This window comes from Solibacillus sp. (assembly GCF_040273735.1).
Classification (GTDB): Bacteria; Bacillota; Bacilli; order Bacillales_A; family Planococcaceae; genus Solibacillus.
In genome coordinates this window covers 58617-73488 of record NZ_JBELZM010000017.1, presented here as the reverse complement: position 1 = coordinate 73488, position 14872 = coordinate 58617, and the positions used below count along the sequence as shown (strand labels likewise).

Here is a 14872-nt window from a genome sequence, read left to right as displayed (position 1 = left end):
GGCCCGAACCAATCGGGCTTTTAAAGGGAGTTGATCTCCCACGGCAGATAAATTACTACCCGTTTATGGGATAATTCTAATATTTCTATTGATGAGGAGGATTTTGGGTGGAAAGAAAACGTGTTGTAGTAAAAATCGGAAGCAGTTCTTTAACAAATAATAAAGGGGAGCTTGATCATGAAAAATTTTATGACCATGTTGCCGCCATCGCCACATTGAAACAATCAGGGCACGAAGTAATTTTAGTCTCTTCTGGCGCAGTAGCAGCAGGTTTCAGAAAGCTTGGGTACCCCTCTCGACCGATTACACTAAAGGGAAAACAAGCGGCAGCTGCAGTTGGTCAGAGCATATTAATACAAGCGTATGCAGATGAATTTGCCACATATAACGAGACGTCCGCCCAAATCTTGCTGACCCGCTCAGATTTTAATGATAAGCAACGTTACAGAAATGCTTATGAAACATTAACAGAGTTATTGGAGCGTTCTATAATTCCGATTATAAATGAAAATGATACTGTATCTGTTGCTGAATTAACTTTTGGTGATAATGACATGCTCTCCGCTTTAGTAAGTGGTCTCGTTCATGCAGATCAGTTAATTATTTTAACGGATGTCAACGGGCTCTATACGGCAAACCCATTAACAAACACTGATGCGGTTCGAATTGATCGCATAGAAAAAATTACTGAAGAAATGCTTCATTTTGCTACGGGATCAGGTTCAAAAGTCGGTACAGGCGGCATGCAGTCAAAACTGGCTGCAGCCAATTATGCGATTAATACAGGTGTTGAAGTTTTTATCGGCACAGGGTCCGGCCATACAAAACTAACTGAAATTCTTGAAAACAACGGTGACGGTACGTATTTTGAACGCAATGAAAAATATATTCCTACAAATAAACAGTGGGTCCAACTCTCCAAATCTTCCGGAAAGATTTTTATTGACGAGGGAGCAGTCCAAGCATTGCAGTATGGAGGAAAAAGTTTACTGCCGGCCGGGGTCTATGCCTATGAAGGACAATTTGAAAAAGGCGATGTTGTAGAAGTTTTTGATCGACATACATGTATCGGACGTGGAGAAATTCTATATTCTTCAGCTGAATTGGAGCATGCGATGGGTAAACGGACGACAGAGCTTATGCATTACCCAATAGAAGTTATTCACCGTAATCAATGGGTCAAAATTTAAGGGGGTTATATTAATGACTAAAACAATTGCAAATGAAGTTTTTGAAAAAGGGAAGCGTGCGAAAAAGGCAAGCTATTTAACGAATATCAAATCGACAGAAGAGAAAAATGAAGCATTAAGAAGTATAGCACAACAACTTCTTGCAGATATGGACAAATTACTGAAGGAAAACAGCAAAGATATTACAGACGGAAAAACAAACGGACTCGATCAAGCTACACTAGACCGCATTTTGCTGAATGAAAACCGCATTCAAGCGATGAGCGATGCAATTTTGCAACTAATTGAATTAGAAGATCCTGTCGGTGAAGTAATCGAACAAATCACAAAAGAAAATGGACTTAAAATTACTAAAAAGCGTGTACCATTAGGAGTAATCGGCATGATTTATGAAGCACGCCCGAATGTAACGATCGATGCAGCAACACTTTCAATTAAAACCGGTAATGCGGTTCTTTTACGTGGCAGCTCATCTGCAAAACACTCAAATATTGCACTCGTTGCATCGATTCACCGCGCATTGAACGCTGTCGACTATCCGAAAGATTCCGTTTTGCTTATTGAAGATACAAGTCGTGAAACAGCGAAATCTTTATTTACATTAACGGAATACTTGGATGTGCTAATTCCGCGAGGAGGAAAAAAACTGATTGATTTAGTGGTGAGGGAATCGACGGTTCCTGTACTTGAAACCGGTGCCGGGAATTGCCATATTTATTTGGACGAATTCGCTAATTTTAAAATGGCAAAATCAATTGTAAAAAATGCAAAAACACAGCGTTTATCCGTATGCAATGCAGCCGAGAGTTTATTAATTCATCAAGAATTTTTCCAAAATCATGGTACAGAATTTTTGCATTACTTACAAAATGAACTTGAAGTAAATATCTATGGAGATGAAAATGTGTGTGCTGTATTAACAGAAGCAATAGAGGCAACTGAAGAGCATTATGCTGAAGAATTTTTGGCTCTGACTCTAAGCGTAAAAGTAGTAGATGATGTTTTGGAAGCGGTACATCACATTAATCAGTTCGGAACAAATCATTCGGAAGCTATTATTACTGATAATCTGCAAAACGCTGAAATCTTTTTAAATTCGGTTGATGCGGCAGCTGTTTATCATAATGCATCGACACGCTTTACGGATGGCTTTGAATTCGGGTATGGTGCCGAAATCGGTATTTCAACTCAAAAGCTTCATGCTCGCGGTCCAATGGGTTTACCAGCATTAACATCTACAAAATACTATATTCATGGCAACGGTCAAGTTCGTGGATAATATTCGCCTTCGAGAAAGTGAAGCTTCAATGTGGGGTTCTACACCCCTCAAACCAATCGGGGTATTATGGATAGTTAATCTCCCGCCTATTCTATACGCCCAGCTACAGTCTTGATGCGGGAATCATGCCTCTGCTGCTTTGCTTTCGAGGCAGATAAATTACTACCCGTTACTGCGGGATAAAGAAAGCAGGTTCACCAAATGAATACACGCTCTATGCTTAAACTTACTCTTTCCATGGCTATTTTCGGCTCTATCGGTTTCTTTACTACGCAAACCGGCTTGCCTGCAGTAGAGCTCGTTTTTGTTCGCTGTATTTGTGCGACACTCTTTTTAGGCGGTCTATGGTTTATTACAGGAGGTCATAAAACTGAAGTTTGGAATAAAAGAGAAGTGATGAATACAGTCGTTTGCGGTATATTTCTTGTATTAAACTGGGTGTTTTTATTTAAAGCGTTCGAAGTTATGTCAATTTCTATCGCCATTTCAATTTACAATTTGGCACCGATTTTTGTATTAATATTAGGTTCGGTTTTTTTGGCGGAGAGAATGGGGATAGGTGCTATTTGTGCAACAGTTATTTGCTTTTTCGGTAGTATTCTCATTATCGGTATTGAGAGCTTTACAAGCGTCTCGCAATTTATGACCTCAGGATTTATATGGGCACTTCTTTCAGCCATCTGCTATGCGCTGACAATGTTTACGAGTAAAACGATTCACGGTATGTCATCCTATGCTCTTACGTTTATCCAAACAATAGTAGGTATCTTAATGTTGCTCCCATTTTGCGATTTTGCAGCATTTGAAGGTTTAACGAATACAAACTGGCTTTACATACTTGGTACAGGTTTAATTCATACGGGATTTGTCTACTATTTATTTTTTGACAGTGTTCGAGATCTTCCTACTGTCATCGTTTCGGTACTCGTATTTGTCGATCCCGTAGTAGCGATATTATTGGATGCTGTATTGCTTTCATTCCGGCCAAGTTTATTGCAAGTGCTTGGAATTGCCCTTATTTTCGGAAGTATTTTGTACACCATTTTCGCTCCTGACCAAACGGTTAAGAAGCTAAAAACAAGTAGCTCCCAATAAACTATATAAAACGAAATAAACTCTAAATAGGAGCGATATTAATCCGCACTATTTAGAGTTTATTTTTTCTATTTAAACTGAGCCAGCTGTTTTGGTATGAGTATTTTATCTGCAAACCAAATTTGCTGGAGTTTCGTTTTATCGCCCATATAGATTACGACAATTTCAATCTTTTTCAACTTTTTATAATGCGTAACAGCTGATATCCAATCTTCTTCATCAGGAAAATCGTCAAAGAGTAATTCATTGCAGATTAAATAGATTTTACCGCTATTGCTGTGAGATAATTCTAACTTTAACATTGTAAAGGCATAATTGATAACGCCTTTATAATTAATTGGTTCCGTTTTAAGTCTGAATGATTTATCCAGCTCGAAGTAATGATTAAAATCTATCAACTCTTTATGTGAAATCATTTCCTGATCAATTGCTTTTATGAATGATAAAAATACAAAATTGTGTTCATGTTTTTGTGAAAATTCCGAAACGGCCAATGCCAATCCATTTTGTAAATTAAGGCTTCGTTTCATCGATATATCTTTTTGAACACAAAACACATATGTACTGTTCGGATCGAGACCCACTTTTAAAAATTGTTCTGTCTGAAATTTAGATTTCCAAAACAAAACTTCGGAAAAGTGCCTCGATTCAATATAACTCATGAATTTTCTTAAGTTATCATTGCTGATTGTTTCCCATATCTTATCCCCGAAAAGCAGCTCTACCGCTTTCGTTTCCTCCAGGACCTCTTCGAGAATCCTGTCATAAATGGAATTGAATTTAAATAAATTCATATACCAGTAGCTTTGGATTTTTAAATAGATTTCATGATAAATATCCCTAGTATCCTGACTATCAGCAAATTCCTTTTCATATTCAGTCTTTAATTTTTCGATTTTTAAAACTTTACGCATATCATAAAAATAATCTTTTCTAATTTTTTTCCATATGTATAGTGCTACAAAAAATTTTTTTACAGAGGAATTCGTTAAGTACTCAAAGTGCAATTTTTCTAAATTTCGAGCTGAGAAAAATTCCAATAGGAAAATTCGCCATTCTTTCAGCCTAATATCTTCTTCTACAATTTCGCTTTCGTACTTTTCCCCAATTTCAAAAAGTGACCAAATATCATGAAAAAATAAATAAAAATCATCACTTTTTAATAGTATGGAGTCATTACAATGTTCGGAGTAAAGTAAATTTAACAGTGCCTCTTTACGCTCATCACTTAATGGGCTAGGATTTTTCAACAATAGCTCCTCCATTATGGACCCACCTTTCTTTAGTATACTCCTAAATATATACCATTTTCTCAAATTATACCATCCGATAAAAAAATATTGTAATAATGTTTATTTAAAATAAAAAAACTGCTAACGATTATTTTCGTTAGCAGCTTAAATTTTAAGCTTTACGGCTTTCTGTCATTTGTTTCCACACAGAGCCTTTTGCCTCTTCCCCGCCCTCAATACGTGCAAGTGCCATTTTTGCCTGCAGCTTTACTTCGAATTCTTTATCTTCGCTCGCTGTTCTTAATGCGTCAATTGCCTGCTCCGTACCTACTTCATACAAGTACATTGCCGCACGCCAGCGGACAAGTTTATTTTTATCACCTAATGCAGCGATCATTGCCGGCTCAAACTCAGGTAACCCTAAATCACTCATACAGTCGCCCGCTGTACGGCGAACGGCTGCACTTTTATCATTCAATGCCTTTGTTAAAGCAGGTACAACCGCGACATCTTCAATCATCCCTAAATAGACGGTTGCAAGGCGACGGATAGACATTTGCTCGTCTTCCAGCGCTTTTTCGAACAACGGAATATCTTGCACTTCCGGATCCGGTAATTGATCTAAAAACTGGAAGCGTTGTTGCCAATCTTCAACTTGCTCATATTGTTCTAATGTCACTTTTTTACGCTCTTGTGCTGCTGTAACTACTTGTTCGTTAGCAGACTGGACAATCGATTCAACACGATCTTGCGGATATAGTGCATCCACCTCTTTTAGCACTTCTTGTACAACTTGTTCTTTATCACCATAGCGAACACCGAAATCGACCCATTTCCGTTCAAATATATAGTTTTCGTCAGTTACACTGAATTGCAGACGTTTAAAAGCAGTTGTGAAACGGTCTCCTGCGCTTATTCGCACTTCCCCTTCACCGTCGAATGCTTTGATCTGCAATGGAATGGCTTTGTACATCTGAACATGCACATTTACTTCCCCATAATGTTCATTCATCTCATATTCCGTGCTTTCAGTCGCCTCTCCGCCAATTGCGCGGCGAATATCCGCCAAAATATTTTCCCATGCAAATTTCGCGTTTCTTTCAATAGCCAGGAAATTCGATACATGATAAATGCCCTTTACACCTTCAACCGCAAAGATTGCCTGCAGCTCGGGTGATGCTTCACCAATGTTTTCTTTCGTATAATTAAAACTTTTACCAAATGGTAAATCCTGATCGATAATTACTTTCATTGAATTTGGACTTGGTGTCGGTTCAATTGATAAAATTTTCATTGTTATGCTCCTATCCATTTGCAATTTCGTCTAAATAGCTCCAACGCTCAATTAATTGTTCATATTCCTGATTTAGCTTTTCTAAATCGGATGTCAGTTGCTGAAGTTTTGTAAAATCCGAACCTGCTGTTGAAATTTCGTCTTCTGCATTCATAATTCTTTCTTCCACTTGAGCAATTGTATCGGTAATAGTTTCCCATTCTTTCTGCTCTTTAAATGATAACTTTTTCTTATCTGATTTCTGCTTTTCAACTTTTGGCTTTTCCTGCTTCATTTCTTTCGCTTCCTGCTGCAGCTCCGACTCGCGTTTTGCTAAATAATCGGTATAGACATCCAAGCTTTCCGATACGCCGCCTTTTCCGTCCAAAATCCACAGTTTTTTCGCAATACGGTCCAGGAAGAACCGATCGTGACTGATTGTAATGACAACACCCGGGAAGTTTTCGATAAAATCTTCAAGAACGCCTAATGTTTCGATATCCAAATCATTCGTCGGCTCATCTAAAAGCAAAACGTTTGGCTGTTCCATCAGGAGACGAAGCAAGTGTAATCTTTTGCGTTCCCCGCCTGATAACTTGCTGATCGGTGTACCGTGTGTATTTAGCGGGAATAAAAACCGTTCGAGCATTTGTGATGCAGAGTAACGAATACCGTCAGAATCGGTAATATCATTTGAAGCTTCACGAATATAATCGATCATTCTTGCATTTTCATTCATTGCTGGCAGTGCCTGCTTGAAATGAAGCCGTTTTACTGTTGATCCGACAATTACCTCACCTTTATCCGGTTCAACTTCACCTGCGAGCATGTTAAGGAGTGTCGATTTTCCGTACCCATTTGCTCCGATTATGCCAATACGGTCCCCGTGCTGCAGTAAAAATTCGAAATCCTGAATAATAATCCTGTCTCCGTAAGCTTTGGAAATTCCGTCTGATTCCAACACTTTTTTTCCTAAACGTGTTGTTGCCAGTCCCAATTCAAGGTCCGACTGGTCATTCGAACGATCGATTGATTCATCCAACGTTTCGAAACGCTGAATACGTGCCTTTTGCTTTGTTGTTCGCGCTTTTGCACCACGGCGAATCCATTTTAGTTCTGAGCGATAACGATTTCGTAATTTCGCCTGTGATGCTGCGTTCATTTCTTCGCGAATTGCCCTCGCTTCAAGAAAATCACCATACGATCCAGTATGGCGGTACAATGCTTTATCAGCCAATTCATATATATGTGTCGCTGTTTCATCCAGGAAATAACGGTCATGTGTAATAAAGATAACGGCACCTTTAAGACGCGATACCATTTCTTGCAGCCATTCTGTCGATGTGACATCCAAATGGTTCGTTGGCTCATCCAGTAAATATAGGTCTGCCGGTTCGATTAATACTTTTGCCAATGCAACACGTTTTTGCTGCCCACCCGAAAGACTTGTTACTTGCTGGTCAAACATATCGATCCCAAGCTTCGTTAATGCTTGTTTTGCCAAAGCATTGACGTCCCAGGCATTTTCTGTGTCCATCTGCTGCTGTAAACGAAATAGTTCATTTTGCAACTTTTCAGATTGCGAATTTTGAGACAATGCTGCAACCGTCTCTTCATAGGCACGGTTTAACTGTAATATCGGTGAATCTCCACTAAATACCGCTTGTAAAACCGTTAAATCATGCGGAAATTGTGGATCTTGTTCCAAGTAAGCAATCCGGTACTTATTCGGATGGTCAAATTCCACTGTATCCGCATCCTGTTTTCTAGCAATAATCGATAATAAAGTTGATTTTCCTGTTCCGTTTATCCCGATTAACCCGGCACGTTCGCCTTCATAAATGGTAAATTCTATATTTTGAAATAGCGTTTTATCGCCAACTGTTTTAGTTAAATTTGATACGATTAAATGACTCATGAAATCCCGTCTCTTTCTTTTTTTAACTGCTCTAAAAATTGTACCATAAAGGCATGACGTTCTTCAGCCATTTCGCGCCCTTTAGCAGTTACCATTAAATCCTTCAATAATAATAGCTTCTCATAGAAATGCGTTACAGACGCTGTAGATTGGCTGCGATATTGTTCTTTTGTCATATTTACGCGCACTTCTTCTGCATCATCATACAGCTTACGCCCTTTCGCACCGCCATAGGCGAATGTCCGCGCAATACCTACCGCACCGATTGCATCCAGCCGGTCTGCATCTCGAACGATTTTCGATTCAACCGTTGTAATATCCCGTTCATTGCCCCCATTAAATGAAACCTCTGCAATGACTGTTTGGATATGCTGTTTTTCCCCTTCTGTTAAATCAAGCTCATCCAAAATACGCTGCTCCTGCTGTTTATCCGCAGCATATTTTTCGTCACTGACATCATGCAGCAGCACGGCCAAACTTACGATTTTACCATTTGCCAAAGGCTCGGATGTAAGTATTGTCATAGCGTTTTGATAGACACGCTCAATATGTTGAAAATCATGGCTTGCATCCATTGTTTCATAAATTTCTTTTACTAATTGTTCACATCGTAAGATTATTTCGGACATGTCACATTCACCATTTTCTTTTTTATAGTTTACATAATTATATTACCATGAGAACCATGGCCTCTTCAGTTATTTGAAATATTTCTTGTTAAAAAATTTTTGAATTCTCACCCCCTCCCTAGCAACTTTTACACGAAAAATCAAGTATCCTTTGTTATGCGGAGATAATTTTTGTCTAAAATGTGAACTAAATGCTTGTATTTTACAAATTTACATCATATAATAGCAATAAGAAAACATAAAACAGAAAAAAGGAGTGTTATTTATGCAAAGAATGATGCAAGCTGTAGCGCCAAACATGAACGATAGCCAACGCAAGGGTCTAATTGTTATTTCACCAATTTTAATTGGATCGGTTGCATACGGACTAAGTGCAACTTTTATGATTGCAACTAACCTTCTACAAATCATGTTTTAATGCACGGCAGTAAATATAAAAAGAGTTTCCTATTAAAATAAAAAAAACGTATTCGAATGAGTTATCAAACGAATACGTTTCTTTTTATTAATCGCTCCGGCGTTATTTTATCAGATGTAAAATTAGTCTGCCTTCATATACTCTTCCTATTAAAATAATCCGAGTGCACTTCCGTCTTCGGCCACATCCATATTCAGTGCTGCAGGCTGTTTCGGCAAGCCTGGCATCGTCATAATATCTCCTGTTAAGCATACGAGGAATCCCGCACCTAACTTCGGAAGAATTTCACGAATTGTCACAACGAAATCTGTTGGTCGGCCTACTAAGCTAGGTTGATCTGATAATGAATATTGTGTTTTCGCCATACAAATCGGTAAAGTATCCCAACCATTCTTTTCGATGACTGCTAACTGTTTTTTCGCAGCATCCGTTAATTGTACACCTGAACCACCATAAACTTGCTGTACAATCTTCGTTAATTTCTGTTCCACTGTTTCTTGAAGATCATACAAATGATGGAAAGTATTTGGCTGATCGATTACTTCCAGAACTTTTTCTGCAAGCTCAATACCACCCTTACCGCCTTCTTCCCAAACATTCGTACGGGCAATCCGAACCTCATTAGCTTCCGCCCATTGTAAAACAGCTTTCAGTTCCTGTTCCGTATCCGTAATAAATCGATTCAAGGCAATTACCGGCTCCAGTCCAAAGTTCCGAACATTGGCTACATGCTGTGCTAAATTAGAAATCCCCTGTTTTAAGGCTTCCACATTTTCTTCCACTAAATTAGCCTTTGCTACACCGCCATGCATTTTCAGTGCGCGAATTGTCGCGACAATAACGACAGCACTCGGTTTAAATCCTGCTTCACGTGCTTTAATATTTAAAAACTTCTCCGCACCTAAATCAGAACCGAATCCGGCTTCTGTTACAACGATATCCGCAAGTTTACGAGCTGTTTGAGTTGCAGTAATCGAGTTGCATCCATGGGCAATATTGGCAAACGGACCGCCATGAATTAATGCCGGTGTGCCTTCAATTGTTTGAACCAGGTTTGGGTTCATCGCTTCCTTTAAAATAAGAGCGAGTGCTCCTTCTACTTGTAAATCAGCAACAGTTACCGGATTCCGATCATACGTATAACCAATTACAATACGTGCCAAACGCTGTTTCAAATCCTTCATGCCTGTTGCTAAGCAGAAAATGGCCATAATTTCAGAAGCGACTGTAATATCGAATCCGTCTTCACGAGGTACACCTTGCATCGGACCACCTAAACCAACTGTTACATGACGCAGTGCACGGTCATTTAAATCCAGTACACGCTTCCAGACAATTCGCCTCGGATCAATATTTAATGCATTTCCTTGATGGATATGATTATCAATCAATGCAGATAATGCATTGTTTGCAGTCGTGATCGCATGGAAATCGCCATTGAAATGCAAATTGATTTGCTCCATGGGTAATACTTGCGCATATCCGCCGCCAGTAGCGCCGCCTTTCACTCCCATTACAGGTCCTAATGAAGGCTCTCGTAAAGCGACCATTACTCGCTTTTCCAATTGGTGCAATGCATCCGCCAAACCTATTGTTACCGTAGATTTTCCTTCACCTGCTGGTGTAGGGCTAATCGCTGTCACAAGCACTACATTTGCCGTTGCTTCACCACTAATTTTGCTTGTATCAATTTTTGCTTTATAGCGACCGTATTGTTCAACTGCATCTAATGGAATGTGAGCATTTTCAGCAATTTCCAAAATCGGCTTCATTGTCGCTTGATTGGCTATTTCAATATCTGTTAATGGTTTTTTCGTAGTTGTTGTCATGCTTCGCCCTGCTTTCTAAATATGTAGTCACCTTATTATAGTTTGTTTTGTCAGAATTAATAATTAAAAAAAAGCGCATAAATCGACAAATTATTGACAGTTCTCATACGTATAGTATATAGTTTATTCGTAATATTCTGGAATCTTTATGTTTCATCAATTGATTTTGACAGTATCGGAGGAGAAAGCGGATGCACCAAGGCACTGTAAAATGGTTTGATAATGAAAAAGGTTATGGATTTATAGAATCAACGAATGGTGAAGATGTTTTTGTACACTTTACTGGCATACAAGAGGAAGGATTTCGTTCACTGGATGAGGGACAAGTGGTTGAATTCGATTTAGTCGATGGCATCCGGGGTCCGCAGGCAGCGAATGTTATAAAAAAATAGACAAAGCTGTAAACGAAATGTTTTAGTCGTTTACAGCCTTTTTTTATTTATTGTTTATTTCGTATTGTGCACCATCAATTGTAAAATGCTTTTGCTCCGTCGCACCTGAAATGACGACCTTTTTTATGCCATAACCATGTTCGAGCATATAATTCCAAGCGACTCCTTCACCGATTGGCTTGACAAAAATAAGCTTTACTTCATCGAGCAGAATTATCGAATACTCTACGTTCTCTTCCTGATTTTCCTTTTTTAAAATGGTCGCACCACATAGATGGGCTATTTGCTCCACTGCATCAAAATTCGGTACAATAAAATGGACAGCTTGGAGCGTTAAATCCCCTAACGGATGTTTTGCTATGATACCACGGTCCGTTAGTTCCTTACGTCGAAGTGTATCTGCTTCATCCCATTGAATGAAAAAAGGGAATTCAATTTTCGATTTCGGGTGACCGATATAAAGCAGCTGCCAGCTTACTTCAGAGCCGTCTTCTCGTTTTCTGGAAAAACGCTCCGGTCCAACTACATCCAAACCGGCTTTAGCGAATAACATCGCATCTTCTTCAATTGTCGTTGTACGAACCGCAAAACGCGTCAATCCGTCACGTCGGCGATTTTCTTTATAGCTCGCATGTAATGAATACTTCTTTTTGGCTGCTTCCTGAAACTTTTCCTCATTTTCAATTCCGATCAATTCAATATAAGCCAAATCAAAATAGCTAAGTGTATTATATGTACCCCACGCCTCATGACTTCCTCCCGGGACAGCATGGAGACCCTCTTCTTGGAGTTTTAACAAAGTCTGTTCTGGATATGGCACAAAATGGACTAGATGATCGAACTGGTACATGCTTCAACCTCATTTCAGTGTTAAATAGATTAAATATTCTAAATTATAACATATAAAGGCATTTGAAAAATGAGCAAACATTCATTATTTAAGAGATGACATTAATTAATGCAGTTGCAGCTGCCAATTTTCCGTTGGCTTTAATGGTCTCCCCGGATTTATGAATAATATAATGGGGCTCCATTGCACCGTACAAGGATTTTGAACTATTTGCAACCATATAATCCGTTTTTGCAGTTTCCATTCTTGCAGAAGCTCTTTCCAATAAAAACGATTCATCTTCTGTCGCTTCCAGTTTAAAGCCGATCAATGTCGTTTCCGGCGACCAGTTTTTTATTTGAGCCAATAGTTTCGGCGCTTTTTTAAAATGTATAATCGGAGGTTCATCCGATGGCATCTTCCCTTTTTCAGTCAGTTCATTTCCTTGCTGATCAAACACTTTGTCAATAAGCCAGTCAGAGCCGGCCACAGCCATAATGACATAATCGATTTGCTCGGACTCAAGAATTGTTTTTAGCTTGTCGCCTAGATCCTCGATTCCTTCAAATTTAATGAGCTGCATCTCGTTTCGATGTTCCGGCAGCTGTGTAAATACACCGTGCATATAAATGACGTTCGCACCTTTTTCAAGTGCAGCTTCTGCTAAATAGCAACCCATTGTTCCTTTAGATAAATTCGTATGGCCGCGAACATTATCCCATTTCTCGAATGTCCCGCCACTCGTTATTAAAACTTTTTTCCCTGTTAGCATAGTTGTTTCCCCTTTTACTGTTCTTCGTTTTCCAGCCAATGTTTTAATATTTCCACAAATTTTTGTGATGCCGGTGACAGCTTCTGCTTTGTGGACAGCCCTAGGATTCGGTAACTTTCCTGTACAAGAGGCAGTGCTTTTACAGTATCCGGCAGCATCGAAATCGCCATTTCAGGCAGTATGCTAATACCAAGATTGTGTTCCACCATTGATACGATGGCCTTTTCGTCATAAAGTTCAAAACGTATATTCGGAAATACACCATATTTTTCAAATGTTGTCATCACATCATTTGTCCCTTTATAAGAAGGCATTATAATCGGCGTTTCTTCAATTTCAAATAAATCGATCTCTGCTCTATCATATAGCGGACTTTGCGACGACACAATACATAACAGAGGATCCCGTTTTAACGGCATAAATTCGAACTGTTTGGAGCTTGTCCGGTTTAAAAATCCGCAATCGACTTCTCCTTGCAACAACCACTGTTCAATTTCATAGTAATCCCCTTCACGCAATTCAATGCGAATGCCCGGATACTCTGAATCCATAATATGAATGATATTCGGCATCCAATGTGTAGAAATTGTCGATATTAGCCCGATTCGCACTGTCCCTTGGCTTACCCCTAAAATATTCGACGCAGTCTGCTGCAGATGTTCTTCCGCCAATAATACTTTACGCATTTCATAGAGCATTTTTGTACCGTCTTCTGTCAATGTTACTCCTGTACGGTTACGGTGAATTAAATTAAACCCAAATTCCTTTTCCAAACTTGAAACTGCATGACTTACAGCCGATTGTGTAAGGCCTAAAACAGAGGCCGCTTTTGTAAAACTATGTACTTCCGCCACTTTATTTAAAATTTCATACTTGACTAAGCTCATTATAATTCACTCCACTAATCAATTTTAAACATGAATTATTTTCATATCATTCATTATAAACATTCGTTTTACTAATCACAACTTCCTGTTTATACTGTTTTATAACAGATCGGATTTTCAGATGTAACGATATGTTAAATCTATTAATGTTATAGTTAAATTTGTCTTATAATACATATTTTTACTGATTATTTAAAACTTACTTTTTAGAAATGTGGTGACATCTTTGAGTTTACAAGGTAAAGCAAATATTTTAATGGTGATTGTTACAATGTTTTGGGGGCTATCCTATACGTTTATGGTCATGGGACTTGAAAGTTTGGAAGCTTTTAATGTTGTAGCACTTCGATGCTTAATCGCATTTATCATTGCAGGGCTAATCTTTTTACCGAAGATGTTGCGTGTGAATATTAAGACGATTTTATATGCATCGATTCAAGGCTTCTTATTGTTTACGATTTTCGCCTTATCTCTGTTAGGTCTAAAAACGACTTCAGCAGGCAATGCAGGCTTTATACTAAGTTTAACAGTTGTATTAGTACCGATTATGACAAGCTTTATTGAAAAACGGCTTCCTTCGCGGGCAGTAAGCTTCGCCGTTGTTGCTACAATGATCGGAATAACCGTTTTGACAATGAAAGACTCTATGACGTTCCAGACTGGTGATCTATTAGTTGCGATTGCAGCAGTTTGCTATTCAATCTATTTAATTTTAAATAGTAGGTTTACTAAAAACGTTGAATCCATTTCCTATGGTGTATACCAGTTAGGTATTGCCGGCTTGTTTGGAGCAGTTTTCACAATAATGTTCGAATCTCCGATGTTCCCGTCCAATTCTTCAAGTTGGATTGCTGTACTTGGATTAGGTATCATTTGTACCGCGTTTTGCTTTATCGCACAAGCTGTTGTACAACAATACACTTCTCCTACACATACAGGGCTGATTTTTTCTCTTGAACCTATTTTTGCTGCCATATTCGCTATGCTTTTCCTAGGGGAAGGATTAACTGCACAACTAGTGATTGGTGGCGCATTTATTTTAATCGGGAATACGGTTGCTCAACTTGAACAATTTATAGCAATGAAAAAAATCCCAGCACCTACTCACTCTGAAACTACGTTATAATAG

The 14872-nt window shown here is 38.7% G+C and carries 14 protein-coding genes; 6 read left to right on the top strand and 8 right to left on the bottom strand.

The features are described 5' to 3' along the window. The first annotated feature begins 107 nt into the window (after positions 1–107). From proB to ABS917_RS15580, 3 genes are all read left to right on the top strand, one after another. A complete protein-coding gene (gene proB / locus ABS917_RS15590; protein ID WP_350479864.1) occupies positions 108–1190 on the top strand; it encodes a glutamate 5-kinase in 1083 nt (360 codons plus the stop codon). Between the two features lie 13 nt (positions 1191–1203). Further along, complete coding sequence (locus ABS917_RS15585; RefSeq protein ID WP_350479863.1) at positions 1204–2469, top strand: glutamate-5-semialdehyde dehydrogenase; 1266 nt, start codon at positions 1204–1206, stop codon at positions 2467–2469. Positions 2470–2670: 201 nt separating this feature from the next. Further along, positions 2671–3564: a DMT family transporter gene (locus tag ABS917_RS15580; RefSeq protein WP_350479862.1), complete on the top strand. Its 894-nt coding sequence runs from the start codon at positions 2671–2673 to the stop codon at positions 3562–3564. Positions 3565–3632: 68 nt separating this feature from the next. Here ABS917_RS15580 and ABS917_RS15575 read toward each other — a convergent pair whose 3' ends face one another. The 4 genes from ABS917_RS15575 to ABS917_RS15560 form a co-directional block, all read right to left on the bottom strand. Then, positions 3633–4829, bottom strand: coding sequence for an aldehyde dehydrogenase (locus ABS917_RS15575; RefSeq protein ID WP_350479861.1), 1197 nt, complete (start codon positions 4827–4829; stop codon positions 3633–3635). Between the two features lie 139 nt (positions 4830–4968). Next, the gene (locus ABS917_RS15570; protein ID WP_350479860.1) at positions 4969–6090 is read right to left on the bottom strand and encodes a virulence factor; all 1122 of its coding nucleotides are present in this window, start codon (positions 6088–6090) and stop codon (positions 4969–4971) included. Between the two features lie 10 nt (positions 6091–6100). Further along, positions 6101–7987, bottom strand: a complete 1887-nt coding sequence (locus ABS917_RS15565; RefSeq protein ID WP_350479859.1) for an ABC-F family ATP-binding cassette domain-containing protein — start codon at positions 7985–7987, stop codon at positions 6101–6103. Beyond that, on the bottom strand, positions 7984–8616 hold the full coding sequence (locus ABS917_RS15560; protein ID WP_350479858.1) for an HD domain-containing protein: 633 nt from the start codon (positions 8614–8616) through the stop codon (positions 7984–7986). The genes ABS917_RS15565 and ABS917_RS15560 overlap by 4 nt, the downstream gene beginning before the upstream one ends. A gap of 265 nt (positions 8617–8881) precedes the next feature. Here ABS917_RS15560 and ABS917_RS15555 point away from each other — a divergent pair, with 265 nt between their 5' ends. Then, complete coding sequence (locus ABS917_RS15555; RefSeq protein WP_176142076.1) at positions 8882–9034, top strand: hypothetical protein; 153 nt, start codon at positions 8882–8884, stop codon at positions 9032–9034. 149 nt (positions 9035–9183) lie between these two features. Here ABS917_RS15555 and ABS917_RS15550 read toward each other — a convergent pair whose 3' ends face one another. After that, entirely contained in the window at positions 9184–10863 is a 1680-nt protein-coding gene (locus ABS917_RS15550; RefSeq protein ID WP_350479857.1) for a formate--tetrahydrofolate ligase, read from the bottom strand. 191 nt (positions 10864–11054) lie between these two features. On the opposite strand from ABS917_RS15550, the gene ABS917_RS15545 reads away from it, so the two are divergent. Further along, positions 11055–11255 carry a cold-shock protein gene (locus ABS917_RS15545; RefSeq protein WP_340800858.1) on the top strand — a complete coding sequence of 67 codons (201 nt, stop codon included), beginning with the start codon at positions 11055–11057 and terminating at the stop codon, positions 11253–11255. Between the two features lie 43 nt (positions 11256–11298). Here ABS917_RS15545 and ABS917_RS15540 read toward each other — a convergent pair whose 3' ends face one another. From ABS917_RS15540 to ABS917_RS15530, 3 genes are all read right to left on the bottom strand, one after another. After that, complete coding sequence (locus ABS917_RS15540) at positions 11299–12105, bottom strand: VOC family protein (protein ID WP_350479856.1); 807 nt, start codon at positions 12103–12105, stop codon at positions 11299–11301. An 88-nt stretch (positions 12106–12193) separates the two neighbouring features. Next, positions 12194–12856, bottom strand: a complete 663-nt coding sequence (locus ABS917_RS15535) for a phosphopantothenoylcysteine decarboxylase domain-containing protein (protein ID WP_350479855.1) — start codon at positions 12854–12856, stop codon at positions 12194–12196. A gap of 14 nt (positions 12857–12870) precedes the next feature. Continuing rightward, positions 12871–13743, bottom strand: coding sequence for a LysR family transcriptional regulator (locus ABS917_RS15530; protein ID WP_350479854.1), 873 nt, complete (start codon positions 13741–13743; stop codon positions 12871–12873). 226 nt (positions 13744–13969) lie between these two features. Between ABS917_RS15530 and ABS917_RS15525 the strand changes: the two genes are divergently transcribed. After that, a complete protein-coding gene (locus ABS917_RS15525; protein ID WP_350479853.1) occupies positions 13970–14869 on the top strand; it encodes a DMT family transporter in 900 nt (299 codons plus the stop codon). The last annotated feature ends 3 nt before the right edge of the window (positions 14870–14872 follow it).